This window comes from Saccharothrix hoggarensis (assembly GCF_052936025.1).
This window is the reverse complement of sequence record NZ_CP193624.1, coordinates 2,270,329-2,286,959: the sequence shown is the minus strand read 5'-3', so window position 1 is coordinate 2,286,959 and position 16,631 is coordinate 2,270,329. Positions and strand designations below refer to the sequence as shown.

The window sequence follows — 16,631 nt, the reverse complement described above, 5'->3', positions numbered from 1 at the left end:
TCACGACCGGGCCTCCCCAACCACCGCGAGCACGTCGCCCGCATCGACCTGTTGACCTGCCCGCACGAGCACCGCGGCGACGGTGCCGCCGGTGGCGGCCAGCACGCGGTGCTCCATCTTCATGGCTTCCAGCACGAGCAGCTCCGCGCCCGGCGCGACCACCTGCCCCGGTGCGACCGCCACCCGGACGACGGTGCCGGGCATCGGCGCGACGGTCGCGCCCTCGGCGACCCCGGCCTCCGGCTCGGGGAACCGCGGCCGGAGCCTGAGCGACACCGCGCCCACCTCCACCCGGTCCCCGTGCACCGCGACCGGGAACGTCGTGCGCACCCCGTCCCGCTCCACCGTCACCGCGTCCGGCGAGGCCGCCACGACGGTCAGGTCGAGGCTCGTCTCCACGCCGGACCGGGTGTGCCGGTAGTCGACCTCGACCACGTCGTCGCCGTGCTCGAACGCCGCCCGCTGCGGCTGCGACGGGACGTTCCGCCACCCCAGCGGCAGCGCCGTGCGCCGCCGTTCGGCCAGCGCGAGGGCGGCGGCCAGCGCGGCGGGCCGCACGTCCACCGGTTCCGGCGTGGTGAGGCCGTGCTGGTCGAGGAACCCGGTGTGGGTGTTGCCCGCCTCGAACTCCGGGTGCCGCAGCGTGCGCACCAGGAGGTCCCGGTTGGTGACGAGGCCGTGCAGCTCGGCCCGGTCCAGCGCGGCGGCCAGCTTGCGGACCGCCGCGTGCCGGGTCGGCGCCCACGCGATCACCTTGGCCAGCATCGGGTCGTAGTGCACGCCGACCTCGCTGCCGTCCTCCACGCCGCTGTCGACGCGCACCCCGCCGGGCACGGCGAACCGGTGCACGGTGCCGCTCGACGGCCGCCAGTCCCGCGCCGGGTCCTCGGCGTAGAGCCGGGCCTCGACGGCGTGGCCGTGCGGGACCGGCGGGTCGGCCGGCAGCCGCGCGCCCTCGGCGACGGCCAGCTGCCAGGCGACGAGGTCGAGGCCGAACACCTCCTCGGTGACCGGGTGCTCGACCTGGAGCCGGGTGTTGACCTCCAGGAAGTGGAAGGAGCCGTCGTCGGTGTACAGGAACTCCACCGTGCCCGCGCCGACGTACCCGATCGCCTCGGCGGCTCTGGTGGCCGCGGTGAACAGCCGTTCCCGCGCCTGCGGCGTCACGGCCGGGCTCGGCGTCTCCTCGATGATCTTCTGGTGCCGGCGCTGGATGGAGCACTCCCGCTCGCCCAGCGCCCACACCGTGCCGTGCGCGTCGGCCAGCACCTGGACCTCGACGTGCCGGGCGTGCTCCAGCAGCGGCTCGCAGAACACCGTGCCGTCGCCGAACGCGGACTCGGCCTCCCGGCGGGCGGCGGCGACCTGGTCGGCCAGCTCCGCGGCGGACCGCACCACCCGCATGCCGCGCCCGCCACCGCCTGCGGACGCCTTGACCAGCAACGGGAACTCGTCCGCCGACTCGGGGTCCAGCTCCGGCAGCACGGGCACGCCCGCCGCCGCCATCCTCTTCTTCGCCGCCACCTTGGAGGCCATCGCGTCGATGACGTCCGGGTCCGGGCCGACCCACGTGAGCCCGGCCGCCAGCACCGCGCGCGCGAAGGACGCGTTCTCGGACAGGAACCCGTAGCCGGGGTGCACGGCGTCCGCGCCGGCGGCGAGCGCGGCGGCCACCAGGGCGTCGCCGCGCAGGTAGGTCTCGTGGGGCGCCGCGCCGGGCAGGCGCACGGCGGCGTCGGCCTCGCGGACGTGCGGCGCGTGCTCGTCGGGGTCGGAGAACACGGCCACGGGCGAGACGCCGACCTCGCGGCACGTCCGGATCACCCGGCGGGCGATCTCGCCGCGGTTGGCGACCAACAGCTTGCGGATCATGGCGTCCTCACATCCGGAAGACGCCGTAGCCGTCGGCGCCCTTGATCGGTCCGCTGTGGATGGCGGACAGGCAGAGCCCGAGCACCGTGCGGGTGTCGCGGGGGTCGATGACGCCGTCGTCGTAGAGCCGGCCGGACAGGAACGCGGCCACGGACTGCTGCTCGATCTGCCCCTCGACCATCTGCCGCATGGCCGCGTCGTGCTCCTCGTCGTAGTCCTGCCCCTTCGCGGCGGCGGCCTGCCGCGCGACGATCGACAGCACGCCCGCGAGCTGCTTCGGCCCCATGACGGCGGACTTGGCGTTCGGCCAGGTGAACAGGAACCTGGGGTCGTAGGCCCGGCCGCACATGCCGTAGTTGCCCGCGCCGTAGGACGCGCCCATCACCACGGTCAGGTGCGGCACCGTGCTGTTCGACACCGCGTTGATCATCATCGCGCCGTGCTTGATGATGCCGCCCTGCTCGTACCGCGCGCCGACCATGTACCCGGTGGTGTTCTGGAGGAACAGCAACGGGGTGTCGCTCGCGTTGGCGAGCTGGATGAACTGGGTGGCCTTCTGCGCTTCCTCGCTGAACAGCACGCCGCGGGCGTTGGCCAGCACGCCGATCGGGTAGCCGTGCAGGTCCGCCCACCCGGTGACCAGGCTGTTCCCGTAGTCGGGCTTGAACTCGTCGAACCGGGAGCCGTCCACGATCCGGGCGATCACCTCGCGCGGGTCGAACGGCACGCGCGGGTCCGTCGGCACGAGCCCGAGGAGGTCCTCCTCGTCGTACCGGGGCGGCTCCACCGGCTTCGGCGCGGGGCCGAGCTTGCGCCGGTTGAGCCGGGCGACCACGCGGCGGGTCAGCCGGATCGCGTCCACCTCGTCCTCGGCGACGAAGTCGGCCAGACCGGACGTCGTGCCGTGCATCCGGGCGCCGCCCAGCGACTCGTCGTCGGACTCCTCGCCGGTGGCCATCCTGACCAGCGGCGGGCCGCCGAGGAACACCTTCGAGCGGTCCTTGATCATGATCACGTAGTCGGACATGCCCGGCACGTACGCGCCGCCCGCGGTGGCGTTGCCGAACACCGTGCTGACGGTCGGGACACCGGCCGCGGACAGCCTGGTCAGGTCGCGGAACGCCCGGCCGCCGGGGATGAAGATCTCGCTCTGGCTCGGCAGGTCCGCGCCGCCGGACTCGACCAGGCCGATCAGCGGCAGCCGGTTCTGCGCCGCGATGTCGTTGGCCCGGAACGTCTTGCGCAGCGTCCACGGGTTGCTCGCGCCGCCGCGCACGGTCGGGTCGTTGGCGACGATCACGCACTCGACGCCCTCGACCACGCCGATGCCCGTGACGACGCTCGCGCCGACCGGGTAGTCCGTGCCCCACGCGGCCAGCGGCGACAGTTCGAGGAACGGGCTGTCCTGGTCGACCAGCAGCTCGATCCGCTCCCGTGCCAGGAGCTTGCCGCGCTCGTGGTGCCGCTCGGTGTACTTGGGGCCGCCGCCCGCGAGCGCCTTGGCGTGCTCGGCGTCCAGCTCGGCGAGCCGGGCCAGCAACGCCTCGCGGTTCTCGGCGTACTCGGGCGACCGGCTGTCCAGCGCGGTCCGCAACGTCGTCATGCCGTGTACCCCAATCGCCTCGCGGCCAGTTCGGTCATCACCTCGGTCGCGCCGCCCCCGATGCCGAGGATGCGCGCGTCCCGGTAGTGCCGCTCGACCTCGGCGCCGCGCAGGTAGCCCGCGCCGCCGTGCAGCTGCACCGCGGCGTCCACGACGAACGAGCAAGCCTCGACGGCCGCGTTCTTCGCGAAGCACACCTGCGCCACGACTTCCTGCCCGCGCGACGCCCTGACCGCGACCTCGCGGGTGTACGTGCGGGCGAGGTCGACGCGCTGCGCCATCTCCACCAGCTTGTGGCTGACGACCTGGCGGGCGATGAGCGGCTTGCCGAACGTCTCCCGCTGCCGCGTGTACGCGACGGTGAGGTCGAGCGCGCGCTGCGCCGTCGCGTACGCCTGCACGGCCAGCGAGATCCGCTCCACCTGGAACTGGCGCATGACGAGCGCGAACCCGCCGTTCTCCTCGCCGACCAGGTTCGCCACCGGCACCCGCGCGTCCACGAAGGACAGATCGGCGGTGTCCGAGCAGTGCCAGCCCATCTTGTCCAGCCTGCGGTCCACGGTGAAGCCGGGCGTGCCCTTCTCCACGACGAGCAGGCTCACGCCGCCGTAGCCGGGACCGCCGGTGCGCACGGCCGTCGTGACGAAGTCCGCCCGGTCACCCGAGGTGATGAACGCCTTCGCACCGTTCACCACGTAGCGGTCGCCGTCGCGCCGGGCGGTGGTGCGCAACGCCGCCACGTCCGAGCCGCCACCAGGTTCGGTGATGGCGAGCGACCCGATCAGCTCACCGTCCAGCGTCGGCCGCACGAACCGGTCGATCAGGCGCGGGTCGCCCGCGTCCACGATGTGCGGCACCGCGATGCCGTGCGTGAGCAGGCCCGCGACCAGCCCGGACGACCCGCCGGCCTGGATCAGCTCCTCGGTGACCACGACGGTGTCGAGCAGGTCGCCCGCGCCGCCGACGTGCTCCGGGAACCCGATGCCCAGCAGGCCGACCCGCGCGGCCGCGCGGTGCAGCTCGCGCGGCAGCTCCCCGGTCCGTTCCCAGTCGGCCAGGTGCGGCACGACCTCCCGCTCGGTGAACGTCCGCACGGTGGCGCGGAGGTCGCGGCGCTCGGGCGTCTCGAACAGCTCCGACGTGGTCACAGCAGCGCCTCCGGGAGGTCCACGTGGCGGGCGCGCAGCCACTCGCCCAGCGCCTTGGCCTGCGGGTCGAACCGGGTGGACGACGCCACGCCGTCGCCGAGCAGGCCGTGCAGCACGAAGTTCAGCGCCTTGAGGTTCGGCAGCTCGTGGCGCTCGACGTCACCCGCCTCCGGCAGCAGCTCCTTCAGCCGCTCGACGGTGAGTTCCGCGCGCAGCCACTCGTACTGCGCGTCCGTGCGCACCCACACGCCGAGGTTGGCGTCACCACCCTTGTCGCCGGAACGCGCGCCGGCGATCGTGCCCAGGGGAACCCTCATACCTCGACCACCTTCCCGTCCGGCAGCACGGCCTGGTGCCGCACCGACGCCCGCGGCACGGACGCGGCCCGGTAGACGCCGAACGGCGTGCCGTCGCCGGGCGGCGCGGTGACGTGGAAGCCGGGGTACGACCCGAGCGCCAGCTCGATGCCCGCGCGCGAGAACGCCTTGGCCCGCTTGGGGTCCGCCGTCTTGATCGTCACGTGCAGCAGCGCGCTCGCGGTCTCCTCGGTGTCCGCGTCGACGTGGTCGGTGCGCGCCAACACCCACGTCAGGTCGTCACCGCCAAGGGCCTGTTCGAGCTGGTGGCGGACCAGGTTCGCCTTCGCCTCCACGTCCAGGCCGGTGAGCACGAACGTGGTGGAGTTCCGGAAACCGCCCAGGGTGTTGAGGCAGACCTTGAGCGTGTCCGGCGGCGGCGAGCCCTTCACCCCGGAGATCCGGACGCCCCGGTCGTGCGGGTCGAGCCGGATCGTGTCGAAGTGGCTCACCACGTCCGGGCCTAGGTAGGCCGGGGCGCCGATCTCGTAGAGCAGCTGGGCGGTGACGGTGTCCACGGTGACCGCGCCGCCCGTGCCGTCGTGCTTGGTGATCAGCGACGACCCGTCCGCCTCGACCTCGGCGATCGGGAAACCGGGTCGGGTCGCGTCGATCGACGTGAAGAACGAGTAGTTGCCGCCGGTGGCCTGCGTGCCGCACTCCAGCACGTGCCCCGCGACCGTCGCGCCCGCCAGCGCGTCCCAGTCCTCGCGGCCCCAGCCGTGGTGCGCCGCGGCGGGTCCGACGACCAGCGACGCGTCCGTGACGCGGCCGGTGACGACGACGTCCGCCCCCGCGTTCAGGCACTCGGCGATGCCCCACGCGCCCAGGTAGGCGTTGGCGGTCAACGCCTCCGGGAACCGGTCGCGCAGGTCGTCCCCGGTCACGTGGGCGACCTTCGCGCCGAGCCCGAGCCCGTCGATCGCCTCCGCCAGGCCCTCCGGGTTCAGCCCGCCCGCGTTGGAGACGATCTTGACGCCCCGCGCCAGCGCGTCGGCCAGGTTCTCCTCCAGCTGCCGCAGGAACGTGCGGGCGTAGCCGAGGCTCGCGTCCCTCACCCGGTCGCGGCCGAGGATGAGCATGGTCAGCTCGGCCAGGTAGTCGCCGGTCAGCACGTCGAGGTCGCCGCCCGTCAGCATCTCCCGGACGGCGGAGAACCGGTCGCCGTAGAAGCCGGAGGCGTTGCCGATCCGGATCACGGCTGACCCTTCTCCCGACCGGGGCCGGGCGGACCCGCGAACGCCTGCGCGATGGGCAGCCACGCCTCGGCGTGGTCGCCGACGGCCGTGACGGCGAGGTCGTCGCGGTGCCTGCGGCGCGTGGCCAGCAGGCAGAAGTCCAGCGCGGGGCCGGTGATCCGGTCCTCGGCGTCCGCCGGGCCCCACGTCCACAGGTCGCCCTCCGGCCCGAGCAGCTCCACCCGGACCGGGACCTCGGGCACGGGAAGGCCGTTGACCATGAACGCGTAGCCGAACGCGCGGACCGCGATGTGCGCGACGTGCTTCAGCCGGTTGGTCGGCTCACGGGTGACGCCGAGCGCGTCGGCCACGTCCTGGCCGTGCGCCCAGGTCTCCATCAACCGGGCGGTGGCCATCGACGCGGGGCTCATCGGCGGGCCGAACCACGGCACCTTCCGCCCCTCCGGCACGGCGCGCAGCGCGTCGGCCAACTCGTTGCGGCCCGCCCGCCACTGCTCCAGCGTGACCGGCTCGCGCGCGCCCTCGTCCACCATGTCCGGCGTGGCCCGCTCCAGCTCCTCGGCGAACGCCTCGGGGTCGCGCGCGGCGAGCCCGGCGATCCGGTCGGTCCAGTGCAGGTGGCTGATCTGGTGGGCGATCGTCCAGCCCGGCGCGGGGGTGGGGACCGACCAGTCGTCCAGCGGGGCGACGAGGGCGTCCAGCACCTCGCTCTCGGTGTGCAGGTCGATCAGGATCTCGTTGATCACAGCGCATCCTCCAGCGTTCGCGCCCAGTGCCGGATGATCCGCTTGCGCCGCTTGCCGTCGTCGGTGAGCTGGTTGGCCAGGGCCAGGCCGCGCACCAGGTCGAGGGTGATCTGCACGGCTTCGCGGACGCCCGGCTTGGTCTCGTCGGCGTTCAGCAGCTCCACGGCCAGGCGGTGCGTCTCGCGACCCAGGCGGGCCTCCAGCGGCACCACCACGGTCTTGAGGTCGGGGTCGGTGCGGGCGGCGACCCACAGTTCGAGGGCGGCGGTGAACAGGTCGCTGGCGTAGAAGTCGGCGATCAGCTCGACCACCGCGACCGTGCTGCCGTTGACCTCCCGCGCGCGCTCCTTGAGGTGCAGGACGCTCTCCGCGCCCAGGTGCTCCACCGCGGCGGCGACCAGCTCGCCGCGGGTGCGGAAGTGGTGCAGCTGGGCGCCGCGGGACACGCCCGCGCGCTCGGCGACGACGGTGGTCGTCGTGCCCGCCCAGCCCCGCTCGACCAGGCACTCCACGGTCGACTCCATGAGCTTGCGGCGGGTCTCGCGGCTGCGGTCCGCCTGCCGCCGCACTTCCCGCGGCCTCGTCTCGGTGGCCATGCGGCGAGTGTTCCGGGCAACTAACAAACAGTCAAGACTGATTGTTAGTTGCCCGGACCCGCCGGCGGCCGGTCACCACCCGCCTTGGACCATCGTCTGGAACAGCCACCGGCCGTCCTTCTTCACCAGCAGGTCGCCGTACCGCACGACCTGCGAGAACTCCCCGGCGGTGATGGTCGCGTCGGTGATCACGAACACCAGGTCCGCGGTGACGAAGACCGGCGTGCGGACCGACTCCATCCGCACGTCGCCCTCCCCCAGGGACGCCGCCATGTCGTAGAGGAACCGTTCGCGGTCCCACGACTGCGCCGACCCGTCGGTCACCGCGTTGACGGGGAACAACGCCATGTCGGCCATCGCCTCGACGTCCTTGGCGACGGCCAAGGCGTCCCACTGCTCGAACCACGCGAGCACGCCCGCCACGTCGTCGTCGGTCGGCACGAACCCCGCTCCACTACCCGGCACAGCACTCATGTCGTACATTGTACCGTACGCCGTACGGTAGCCGTGCGCGCGACCGGTCCCGGCCCGGGAGAGCTGGTCAGAGAAGGGTCAGTTGTCCTTGGTCCACGGGCGCGGACGGGGTGGCAGCAGCGGGCAGGCTGCCGTCCGGCCACAGGCCCTCGTCGTCGCCCGGGACGCCGACCGCCTCGCGCTTGCCGCGCGGTTCCAGGCCGTGGCGGACCAGCAGGGGCGTGATGCGGTCCGCCAGCCGACGGCGGTACCTGGCGTCCACGTAGGACCCCCGCGCGTACAGCTCGCGGTACCGGCCGGCCAGGTCCGGCCGCTCCCGCACCAGCCACCGGGCGAACCACTCGCGCGCGCCCGGCCGCAGGTGCAGCGGCAGCACGGTGACGCCGGTGGCGCCCGTCGCCGCGATGGACGCCAGCAGCTCGTCCAACTGCTCCTCCGAGTCCGTCAGCCACGGCAGCACGGGCGCGACGAACACACCGCACGGCAACCCGGCGTCACGGATGCGGCGCACCAGCTCCAGCCGGGCCTGCGGGCTGGGCGTGCCCGGCTCCAGCCCCGACTGCAGCTCCCGGTCCAGCAACGCCAGCGACACCCCGATCCCCACCGGCACCGACGACGCCGCCTCGGCGAGCAACGGGAGGTCCCGCGCCAGCACGGTCCCCTTCGTCAGGATGGAGAACGGCGTGCCGGAGTCCGCGAGCGCCCGGATGATGCCCGGCATCAGCGCGTACCGGCCCTCGGCCCGCTGGTACGGGTCGGTGTTCGTGCCCATCGCCACGTGCTCGCGCCGCCACCGGGGCGACCGCAGCTGCGCCCGCAGCACGTCGACCGCGTTGACCTTCACCACGACCTGGGTGTCGAAGTCGCGCCCCGCGTCGAGGTCGAGGTACGTGTGCGTGTTGCGGGCGAAGCAGTTGTGGCTGACCAGCCCGTTCGCCACGAAGTCGCCGGTGCCCGTGGTGATGTCGTACAACGTCCGCGTCACGCCCAGCGACTCCACCGCCACCACGGCCAGGCGGGACGTCACGGGCACCTCCGCGCCCTCCACCGCGTTGCCGCGCGGGATCGCCGGGCCCACCAGGTGCAGGAACCGCAGCCGTTCGGCCAGGCCGCCGACGACCCGCACGCCGCGCACCTCGACGACGTGCGACACGCGCAGCCGCGCCAGCGCCAGCACCGCCGCCTCGAACACCGCGCTGTCCGCGCTGGACATCACGAGCTCGCCGCCCGTGGAGCTGCCGCGCGCGTCGAACAGGCCCGCCAGGAACCCCTTCGACCACTCCTCCCCCGGCGTCGTCGGCCACTCGACCAGCTCGTTCTCCCGCGGCACCCGGCCGCCGGCGAACTCGCGCACCCGCGCCAGCACGTCGGGGTGGTGGGGCAGGCCGCCGCGCACCACACCCCACAGGTAGCCCTCGCGGTACTCGTCGGAGTGCGCGGGCGGCGTGGCGAACCGGCCCGTCCCGACCAGCAGCGCGCCCTTCACCAGGTACGGCCGCTCCTCGAAGTCCTCGCACCGGCCGGGCGTGACGTGCTTCCAGCCCTCGTCGGTGAGGAACCGGTGGTCGCCGCCCGCCACGACGCGCGTGCCGTCGCTCAGCGTGAGCCGGTACGCGGGCTTGGTGGTCTTCCAGTGCGCGCGCACGCGCGTCACCACGAACCGGCCCTCGGACGTGCCGAACACCTCCTCGCCGACGGACAGGTCGGCGATCGGCTTGGTGCGGCCGTCCGCCAGCAGGACGGGCGTGTCGCCGGTCAGGCAGTACGTGCAGCCGTGCGTGCAGCCCCGGTACGGGTTGACCGTCCACGAGAACGGCAGGCCGCCGCCCTTGCCGGACCCGGCGCCCTGGACCCGGTTGAGCACGGACTTGGCGTTCACCTCGTGGAACACGACGTCGGCGAAGTCGGGGGTTCGTACGCTGCGCACCAGTCCCGGCAACCCCGGCAGAGCCTGCTGCCGGTCAGCCCCATCCTTCTGCCCGTCCCATCGCATGTCCACATTCGAACACGTGTTCGAACTACGGTCAAACGGAGTGCCCGTGTCAGCACTGGACGTCATCCTGTGGCCCTTCAACACCCCCGCGGTGACCTTCGCCGGCGTCTCCACGAGCTGGGGCGAGGTCGCCGGGTTCATCACCGGCGCGCTGTGCGTCTGGCTCGTGGCCAGGCAGAACCCGTGGAACTGGCCTATCGGCATCCTGAACAACCTCGCGTTCCTGGTCCTGTTCGCGACGAGCGGCCTGTACGCGGACTCGGGGCTCCAGGTCGTCTACGTGGCGCTGGCGTTGTACGGCTGGTGGGCCTGGCTGCGCGGCGGGGTCGAGCGGACACCCCTGCCCGTCACCCGGACGTCCCGCGCGCAGTGGCTGTGGCTGCTCGCGGCGGGTGTGGCGGGGACGCTGCTCCTGGTGTGGGTGCTCACCTCGTTCAGCAACTCGACGGTGCCCTGGGCGGACTCCGTGACCACCGTCGTCTCGCTGCTGGCCACGTGGGGCCAGACGCGCAAGAAGGTCGAGTGCTGGTGGCTGTGGATCGCCGCGGACGTGATCTACGTTCCGTTGTACGCCTACAAGGACCTGTGGCTGACCGCGATCCTCTACGTCGGCTTCATGGCCCTGTGCGTGCTCGGGCTGCGCAACTGGACCAAGGCGCTGCGCCAGGACGAGCGCGACGAGCTGGTCGCCGCGTGACGGACTTCGACCACGCGCTGGTGCTCGGCAAGTTCTACCCGCCGCACGCCGGCCACCACCACCTGATCCGCACCGCCGCCGCGCGCAGCAGGCGGACCACCGTGACCGTGCTGGCGTCGAGCGCGGAGTCCATCCCGGTGGCCGACCGGGTGGCGTGGCTGCGCGCCGAGCACGCGGGCACGCCCGGCCTCGCCGTGCTCGGCGACGTGGACGACCACGAGATGGACTTCCACAGCGACGCCGTGTGGGAGCTGCACATGGGCGTGGCGCGGGCGGTGCTCGCGCGGCGGGCCATCCGCGACGGCGACCCGTCGGCGGCGGCGGTCGACGCGGTGTTCTCCAGCGAGGCGTACGGCGACGAGATGGCCAAGCGGCTCGGCGCCCGGCACGTCCTGGTCGACCTCGACCGGGCCGCGCACCCCGTGTCCGGCACCGCGGTCCGCGCCGACCCGCGCGGACGGTGGCGGCACCTCGCGCCGGCGACCCGCGTCGGGCTGTGCGCCCGGATCGTGGTGCTGGGAGCGGAGAGCACGGGCACCACGACGTTGTCGCGCGACCTGGCGGCGGCGCTGGACGCGCCCTGGGTGCCCGAGTACGGCCGCGAGCACACGGAGCTGAAGCTGGCCGCCGCCCGCGCGTTCGACCCGGCGGCGACCGTCGACGATCTCGTGTGGACGGTCGGCGACTTCCAGGACGTGGCGCGCCGGCAGCGGGAGCTCTCCGACGCCGCCGTGACCGGGCCGGTGCTCGTGTGCGACAACGACCCGTGGGCGGCGACCGTGTGGGGCCACCGGTACCTCGGCGCGCCGCACCCGGACATCGCGCCGGACGCCCCCCGCCCCGCCCTGTACCTGCTGACCGACCACGTCGGCGTGCCGTTCGAGCAGGACGGGTGGCGGGACGGCGAGCACCTGCGCGCGTGGATGACGGACGAGTTCCGGACCGGCCTGGCCGCGCGGGGCGTGCCGTGGCGGCTGGTCACCGGGTCGCGCGAGCAGCGGCTGGCGCAGGCGCTGGAGGCGTGCGAGGAGGCGGTGGCCCGGCACTTCCGGTTCGCCGACCCCCTGGGCTAGATGTTCTGTCCTGTGAGGTTGGGGACGCGGCTGGCGGGTGGTTGGCCGTGGAGTGCGGTGTGGCCGCGGTGGTGGTTGTAGGTGTGCAGCCAGTGTGGCAGTGCGGCTCGTCGTTCGGTTTCGGATGGGTAGGGCTGGGCGTAGGCCCATTCGTCGAGCAGGGTGCGGTTGAAGCGTTCGACCTTGCCGTTGGTCTGGGGTCGGTAGGCGCGGGTGCGTTTGTGGGTGATGCCGGCGTGGGTGAGGGTGTCGCGCCACAGGTGTGAGCGGTAGCAGGAGCCGTTGTCGGTCAGCACCCGCTTGACCGTGATGCCACCGGCCTGGAAGAACGTCTGGGCTCTGGTCCAGAACGCGACCGCGGTTTCCTTGGTCTCGTCGGGCAGGATCTCGGTGTAGGCCAGCCTGCTGTGGTCGTCCACGGCGTTGTGCAGGTAGGCGTAGCCGAGGTTGGGGCGGCCGTGGACCTTGCGCGGCCTGTCCGGGTCGCGGTGGGCGGAGCTGTTGCGCCCGCCGGCCCGGCGTCCGTGCACTTTGTGGCCGCCGCCGTCGGGGATGTTGCCCAGCTTCTTGATGTCGACGTGGACCAGGTCGCCCGGCGCGGCGTGTTCGTAGCGCCGCACCGGTACGGCGGTGGCGCGGTCCAGGTGCGCCAGGCGGGCCAGGCCGAAACGGCGCAGCACCCGGTGCACCGTGGAGGGGTTCAGCCCGAGCAGGTAGGCGATGCGGGCCGGACCCCACCGCCGCGCCAGGCGGACCTTGACGATCCTGCGTTCGCGGCGGGTGGGCAGACGGCGGGGGCTGCGGTGGGGCCGGCTGGAGCGGTCGACCATGCCCGCCTCGCCCCACCGTCGGTAGCGGTCGGCCCAGCGGGCGGCGGTGGTCGGCGAGACCTGGAACCGCTCGGCCGCGCGTCGCAGCGGCCAGCGCTCGTCCACGACACACCGGGCCAGGCGCAGCCGGCCCGCCGGAGTCAGCGGTGCGTTAGCGTGGGTCACGAGGGCCTCCGTCGGCTCGGTGTAGACGTCGCAATCCACACCGAACCCGGAGGCCCTCCCTCATTCCAACATCATCCGACTACGTGTCGAACCGCCCACAACCTCCCAGGGCAGTACAGCTAGACGCTCCGCGCCGAGCCCGGCCCGCTGGCTGAACCCGGCGGGCCGGGGGCGGACGGACCGCGGTCAGACGCGCACCATCACCTGGTCCAGTGATTTCCGGACCAGGTTGGGGACCACGCAGTCGTCGGCCGGGTAGCCGATCGGGATCACCGCGAACGCCTTCTCGTTGCGCGGGCGGCCCAGCACCTCGCCGAGGAACCTCATCGGCGACGGCGTGTGCGTCAGCGCGGCGAGACCGGCCAGGTGCAGCGCGGTCAGCAGCATGCCGACCGCGATGCCCACGGACTCGTCCACGTAGTAGTGCTTGCGGTGGGTGCCGTCCGGCGCGACGTAGTACCGCTGCTGGAACACGACCAGCAGTTCCGGCGCGTCGGTGAGGTGCGGCTTGACGTCGTCGGTGCCGAGCGGGCGCAGGGCGTCCAGCCATTCGTCCCCGAGGCGGCCCGCGTAGGAGACGCGCTCCTCGTGCTCGGCGGCCTCACGGATGCGCCGCCGCACGTCCGGGTCCTTCACCAGCACGAACGTCCACGGCTGCTGGTGGGCGCCGCTGGGCGCGGTGGACGCCACCGCCACGGCGTCGAGGATCACCTGTTCGGGTACGGGATCGGAGGAGAACATGCGCACGGTGCGGCGCTCGTCCATGCGGGCGCGCAGGTCGGCCGCGACGCGCCGGGACTCGTCGGCCGGCATCCGGGCCGGTCGGTACGGGACCGGCTCGTAGTCCCGACCGTGGATGGGCGTCCAGTTCGTGGTCACGGGGCGAGCGTGGCACCCGCGGCGCGCCGGTTGAAGGGACCACCCCGGAACTCGCACTGAAGTGTCCGAGATGCGGACACCGGGGGTGGTTCGGGCAGTATGTGCGCCGTGCACGCCAAGGACCTGATCGCCGCGCACGGCCACGGACACGGACACGGCCGCCCCGCCGAGCCCGCCTCGCGACGGGTCCGCAAGCTGTTGCTGGCCCTCCTCCTGCCGTTCGCGCTGGCGACCGTCGTGGGCGCGCTCGTGCTCTACCCGTTCGGCCACGAGCAGCGCACCGGCGCCGAGGCGGGGCTGGCGCAGGTGCCCGTGCGCGGCGACGTGACCGCCGTGGCCCAGGGCGGGTGCGGGCCGGACGCCACCGAGCCGGGGGCCACCGGCTGCGTGCTGGTGACCGTGCGGATGACCGACGGCGCGGCGGCCGGGCGGGACGTCCGCATCCCCGTCCCCGACCAGCCGGGCACGCCCACGTTCACCGTCGGGGACGCGGTGGTGCTGTCCTACGGCGGCGGCGACCCGAACGACAGCACCTCCTACCAGCTGGCCGACTTCCAGCGCGGGGTGCCGTTGCTGCTGCTCGCCGTGCTGTTCGCGGCGGCCGTGCTGCTCCTGGGCCGCTGGCAGGGGCTCGCGGCGCTGGGCGCGCTGGCGTTGAGCTTCGTGGTGCTGGTGCTGTTCGTGCTGCCCGCGATCCTGGCCGGGGAGAACCCGCTCGCCGTGGCCGTGGTCGGCGCGGGGCTGATCATGTTCGTGGTGCTGTACCTGACGCACGGGTTCTCCGCGCGAACGTCCACGGCCGTGCTCGGCACGTTGGCGAGCCTGGCGCTGATCTGCGTCCTCGGCGCGGCGTTCTCCGCGTTCGGCAAGCTCACCGGGCTCGACCAGGAGACCGCGAACCTGGTGTCGCTGCTCGGGCACGGCATCGACACGCGCGGGCTGCTGCTCGCGGGCACGATCATCGGCGCGCTCGGCGTGCTGGACGACGTGACCGTGACGCAGACCAGCGCGGTGTGGGAGCTGCGCCGGGCCAACCCGTCGCTCGGGTTCCGCGAGCTGTACGCGGCGGGGTCGCGGATCGGCCGCGACCACCTGTCGTCCGTGGTGAACACGCTGGTCATGGCGTACGCGGGCGCGGCGCTGCCGCTGCTGCTGGCGTTCTCGCTGTCCGGCCGGAGCCTGGGCGAGATCCTGACCGCGCAGGAGGTGGCGCAGGAGGTCGTGCGGACCCTGGTGGGCAGCATCGGCCTGGTCGCCGCCGTGCCGATCACCACCGCCCTGGCCGCGTTCGTGGCCGGGCGCGAGCCCGCGCCGGAGCCCGCGGCGGACGAATCGACGCGGAAGGTCGCGCAGCGGTCCGCGCCGGAGCCCGAGGACTCCGACGACCGCGGCTCCGACGAGGTGACGTCGTCGGTCGAGCCCGCGTGGCGCAAGCGGGTGACCGGCGACCTGCGCACCGGCTACGACCCCGCCAAGGGCCCGTGGCGCCGTCCCGGGGTCAGCGGGCCAGCAGGACCAGCGCCAACGCGACAGCGGCGGGCACGGCCTGCACGACCAGAATCCGACGACTGACCGTCGCCGCGCCGTACAAGCCCGCCACGATCACGCACGCCAGGAAGAACACCGCGAACGCGAACCCGGTCGTGCCGGGCAGCACCAGCGCGGCGATCAGACCGGCGGCCAGGAACCCGTTGTAGAGGCCCTGGTTCGCGGCGAGCACCTTCGACGCGGCGGCGAACTCCGCCGTGGTGCCGAACGCCGCCCGGCCGCGCGGGGTGGTCCAGAGGAACATCTCCAGCACGACGATGTAGAGGTGGATGGCCGCGACGAGCGCGGTCAGGACATCAGCGGCGATCTGCACGGGTCGGTAACGTACCCGCACGCCGCGGACGCTGGTCGGCCTCACCGCCCAAGTCGCCACCGGACTGGCTGGAGGCCGTGCAGCAGCAGCCGGCCGCCCTCGAACCCCGGATCAGCGCGCCGGCGGGGAACACCGGGCAGCTCGACGAGTCGATCCGGGTCCTGGCCGCCGCGCTCGGTCCGCTGCAGGGCACCACCGAGCGGCTGGCCAGGCTCGTGGACCGGCTGCCCGACCGGAAGCGCCGCGGCCAGGCGCTACCGGGATAATCGCCGGGTGGGACGGATCCGGAAAGCCGACGAGACCATCAGCCGGGAGGTCGACTCGGGCATCGCGGAACTCGTGCCCGACCCGGACGTGCCGCGGGCGTGGATGCTGCGCCTGAACGGCACGCCCCAGTCGCACGTCGACCTGGACGACCCGACGCACCTGGAGTTCGAGTACCTGCGCCGGCTCGGCCACGTCGCCGACCTGATGGCCCCCGGCGGCGACCCGATCCGGGCGCTGCACCTGGGCGGCGGCGCGCTCACCCTCCCGAGGTACATCGCCACCACCCGGCCGCGGTCCAGCCAGCAGGTCGTGGAGATCGACGCGGCGCTGATCGACCTGGTCCGGGGCGTCCTGCCGCTGGACCGCACCTGGCGGCTGCGCATCCGCAACGGCGACGCGCGCGCCGTGCTGGAGAAGGCGCCGGAGAGCGCGTTCGACCTGGTCGTGACCGACGTGTTCGCGGGCGCCCGCACCCCCGCGCACCTGACGTCCGTCGAGTTCGTGGCGCTGGCCGCCCGCACCCTGCGCCCCGGCGGCATCTACACGGCCAACATCGGCGACGGCGGCAAGCTCGCGTTCGCCAAGGCCCAGGCCGCCACCGTCCGCGCCGTCTTCCCGCACGTGTGCGTGCTCGCCGAGCCCACCGTGTTCCGGGGCAGGCGGTTCGGCAACTTCGTCCTCGTCGCCTCGCACGGCGAGCTGCCGATCGCCGACCTCACCCGCCGCACGGCCGGTGACCCGTTCCCAGGGCGCGTGGAGCACGACAACTCGCTGACCCGCTTCATCGGTGGCGCGCCGCCGACCACCGACGCCACGGCCACCGTGTCGCCGTCGCCGCCGAAGGGCACGTGGGGCCTGCCGGACGACTGACC

15 protein-coding genes and 1 pseudogene are annotated in these 16,631 nt (G+C 73.4%); 5 read left to right on the top strand and 11 right to left on the bottom strand.

Features of this window, described 5'->3' with window-relative positions; genetic code table 11:
- The 8 genes and pseudogenes from ACRAKH_RS11085 to ACRAKH_RS11050 form a co-directional block, all read right to left on the bottom strand.
- Entirely contained in the window at window positions 1–1,872 is a 1,872-nt protein-coding gene (locus ACRAKH_RS11085; RefSeq protein WP_380721115.1) for an acetyl/propionyl/methylcrotonyl-CoA carboxylase subunit alpha, read from the bottom strand.
- A gap of 7 nt (window positions 1,873–1,879) precedes the next feature.
- Window positions 1,880–3,475 (bottom strand): acyl-CoA carboxylase subunit beta, encoded by a 1,596-nt coding sequence (locus ACRAKH_RS11080; RefSeq protein WP_380721118.1) that lies wholly within the window; start codon window positions 3,473–3,475, stop codon window positions 1,880–1,882.
- Entirely contained in the window at window positions 3,472–4,623 is a 1,152-nt protein-coding gene (locus ACRAKH_RS11075) for an acyl-CoA dehydrogenase family protein (RefSeq protein ID WP_380721121.1), read from the bottom strand. Before ACRAKH_RS11075 ends, ACRAKH_RS11080 begins: the two co-directional genes overlap by 4 nt.
- Window positions 4,620–6,118, bottom strand: a pseudogene (locus ACRAKH_RS11070) (acyclic terpene utilization AtuA family protein). The gene ACRAKH_RS11075 and the pseudogene ACRAKH_RS11070 overlap by 4 nt, the downstream one beginning before the upstream one ends.
- A gap of 56 nt (window positions 6,119–6,174) precedes the next feature.
- Entirely contained in the window at window positions 6,175–6,924 is a 750-nt protein-coding gene (locus ACRAKH_RS11065; protein WP_380721124.1) for a TIGR03084 family metal-binding protein, read from the bottom strand.
- On the bottom strand, window positions 6,921–7,520 hold the full coding sequence (locus tag ACRAKH_RS11060) for a TetR/AcrR family transcriptional regulator (RefSeq protein ID WP_380721127.1): 600 nt from the start codon (window positions 7,518–7,520) through the stop codon (window positions 6,921–6,923). Before ACRAKH_RS11060 ends, ACRAKH_RS11065 begins: the two co-directional genes overlap by 4 nt.
- Before the next feature lie 72 nt (window positions 7,521–7,592).
- Window positions 7,593–7,994: a nuclear transport factor 2 family protein gene (locus tag ACRAKH_RS11055; RefSeq protein ID WP_380721130.1), complete on the bottom strand. Its 402-nt coding sequence runs from the start codon at window positions 7,992–7,994 to the stop codon at window positions 7,593–7,595.
- 67 nt (window positions 7,995–8,061) lie between these two features.
- Complete coding sequence (locus ACRAKH_RS11050) at window positions 8,062–9,987, bottom strand: intein-containing Rv2578c family radical SAM protein (protein ID WP_380721133.1); 1,926 nt, start codon at window positions 9,985–9,987, stop codon at window positions 8,062–8,064.
- Window positions 9,988–10,033: 46 nt separating this feature from the next.
- On the opposite strand from ACRAKH_RS11050, the gene pnuC reads away from it, so the two are divergent.
- Window positions 10,034–10,684, top strand: a complete 651-nt coding sequence (gene pnuC, locus ACRAKH_RS11045) for a nicotinamide riboside transporter PnuC (RefSeq protein WP_380721136.1) — start codon at window positions 10,034–10,036, stop codon at window positions 10,682–10,684.
- Complete coding sequence (locus ACRAKH_RS11040; RefSeq protein ID WP_447009789.1) at window positions 10,681–11,757, top strand: AAA family ATPase; 1,077 nt, start codon at window positions 10,681–10,683, stop codon at window positions 11,755–11,757. The genes pnuC and ACRAKH_RS11040 overlap by 4 nt, the downstream gene beginning before the upstream one ends.
- Here ACRAKH_RS11040 and ACRAKH_RS11035 read toward each other — a convergent pair.
- Window positions 11,754–12,752: an IS481 family transposase gene (locus tag ACRAKH_RS11035; protein ID WP_447009788.1), complete on the bottom strand. Its 999-nt coding sequence runs from the start codon at window positions 12,750–12,752 to the stop codon at window positions 11,754–11,756. The genes ACRAKH_RS11040 and ACRAKH_RS11035 overlap by 4 nt on opposite strands.
- A gap of 186 nt (window positions 12,753–12,938) precedes the next feature.
- Window positions 12,939–13,565, bottom strand: coding sequence for a nitroreductase family protein (locus ACRAKH_RS11030; protein WP_380727611.1), 627 nt, complete (start codon window positions 13,563–13,565; stop codon window positions 12,939–12,941).
- A gap of 165 nt (window positions 13,566–13,730) precedes the next feature.
- On the opposite strand from ACRAKH_RS11030, the gene ACRAKH_RS11025 reads away from it, so the two are divergent.
- The gene (locus ACRAKH_RS11025) at window positions 13,731–15,203 is read left to right on the top strand and encodes a YibE/F family protein (protein ID WP_380727609.1); all 1,473 of its coding nucleotides are present in this window, start codon (window positions 13,731–13,733) and stop codon (window positions 15,201–15,203) included.
- On the opposite strand, the gene ACRAKH_RS11020 is transcribed toward ACRAKH_RS11025, so the two are convergent.
- On the bottom strand, window positions 15,130–15,492 hold the full coding sequence (locus tag ACRAKH_RS11020; protein WP_380727607.1) for a DUF1304 domain-containing protein: 363 nt from the start codon (window positions 15,490–15,492) through the stop codon (window positions 15,130–15,132). The genes ACRAKH_RS11025 and ACRAKH_RS11020 overlap by 74 nt on opposite strands.
- Before the next feature lie 77 nt (window positions 15,493–15,569).
- Here ACRAKH_RS11020 and ACRAKH_RS11015 point away from each other — a divergent pair, with 77 nt between their 5' ends.
- Both ACRAKH_RS11015 and ACRAKH_RS11010 read left to right on the top strand, forming a co-directional pair.
- Window positions 15,570–15,758: a hypothetical protein gene (locus tag ACRAKH_RS11015; RefSeq protein ID WP_380727605.1), complete on the top strand. Its 189-nt coding sequence runs from the start codon at window positions 15,570–15,572 to the stop codon at window positions 15,756–15,758.
- A 7-nt stretch (window positions 15,759–15,765) separates the two neighbouring features.
- Window positions 15,766–16,629: a spermidine synthase gene (locus ACRAKH_RS11010; protein ID WP_380727603.1), complete on the top strand. Its 864-nt coding sequence runs from the start codon at window positions 15,766–15,768 to the stop codon at window positions 16,627–16,629.
- Window positions 16,630–16,631: the final 2 nt, after the last annotated feature.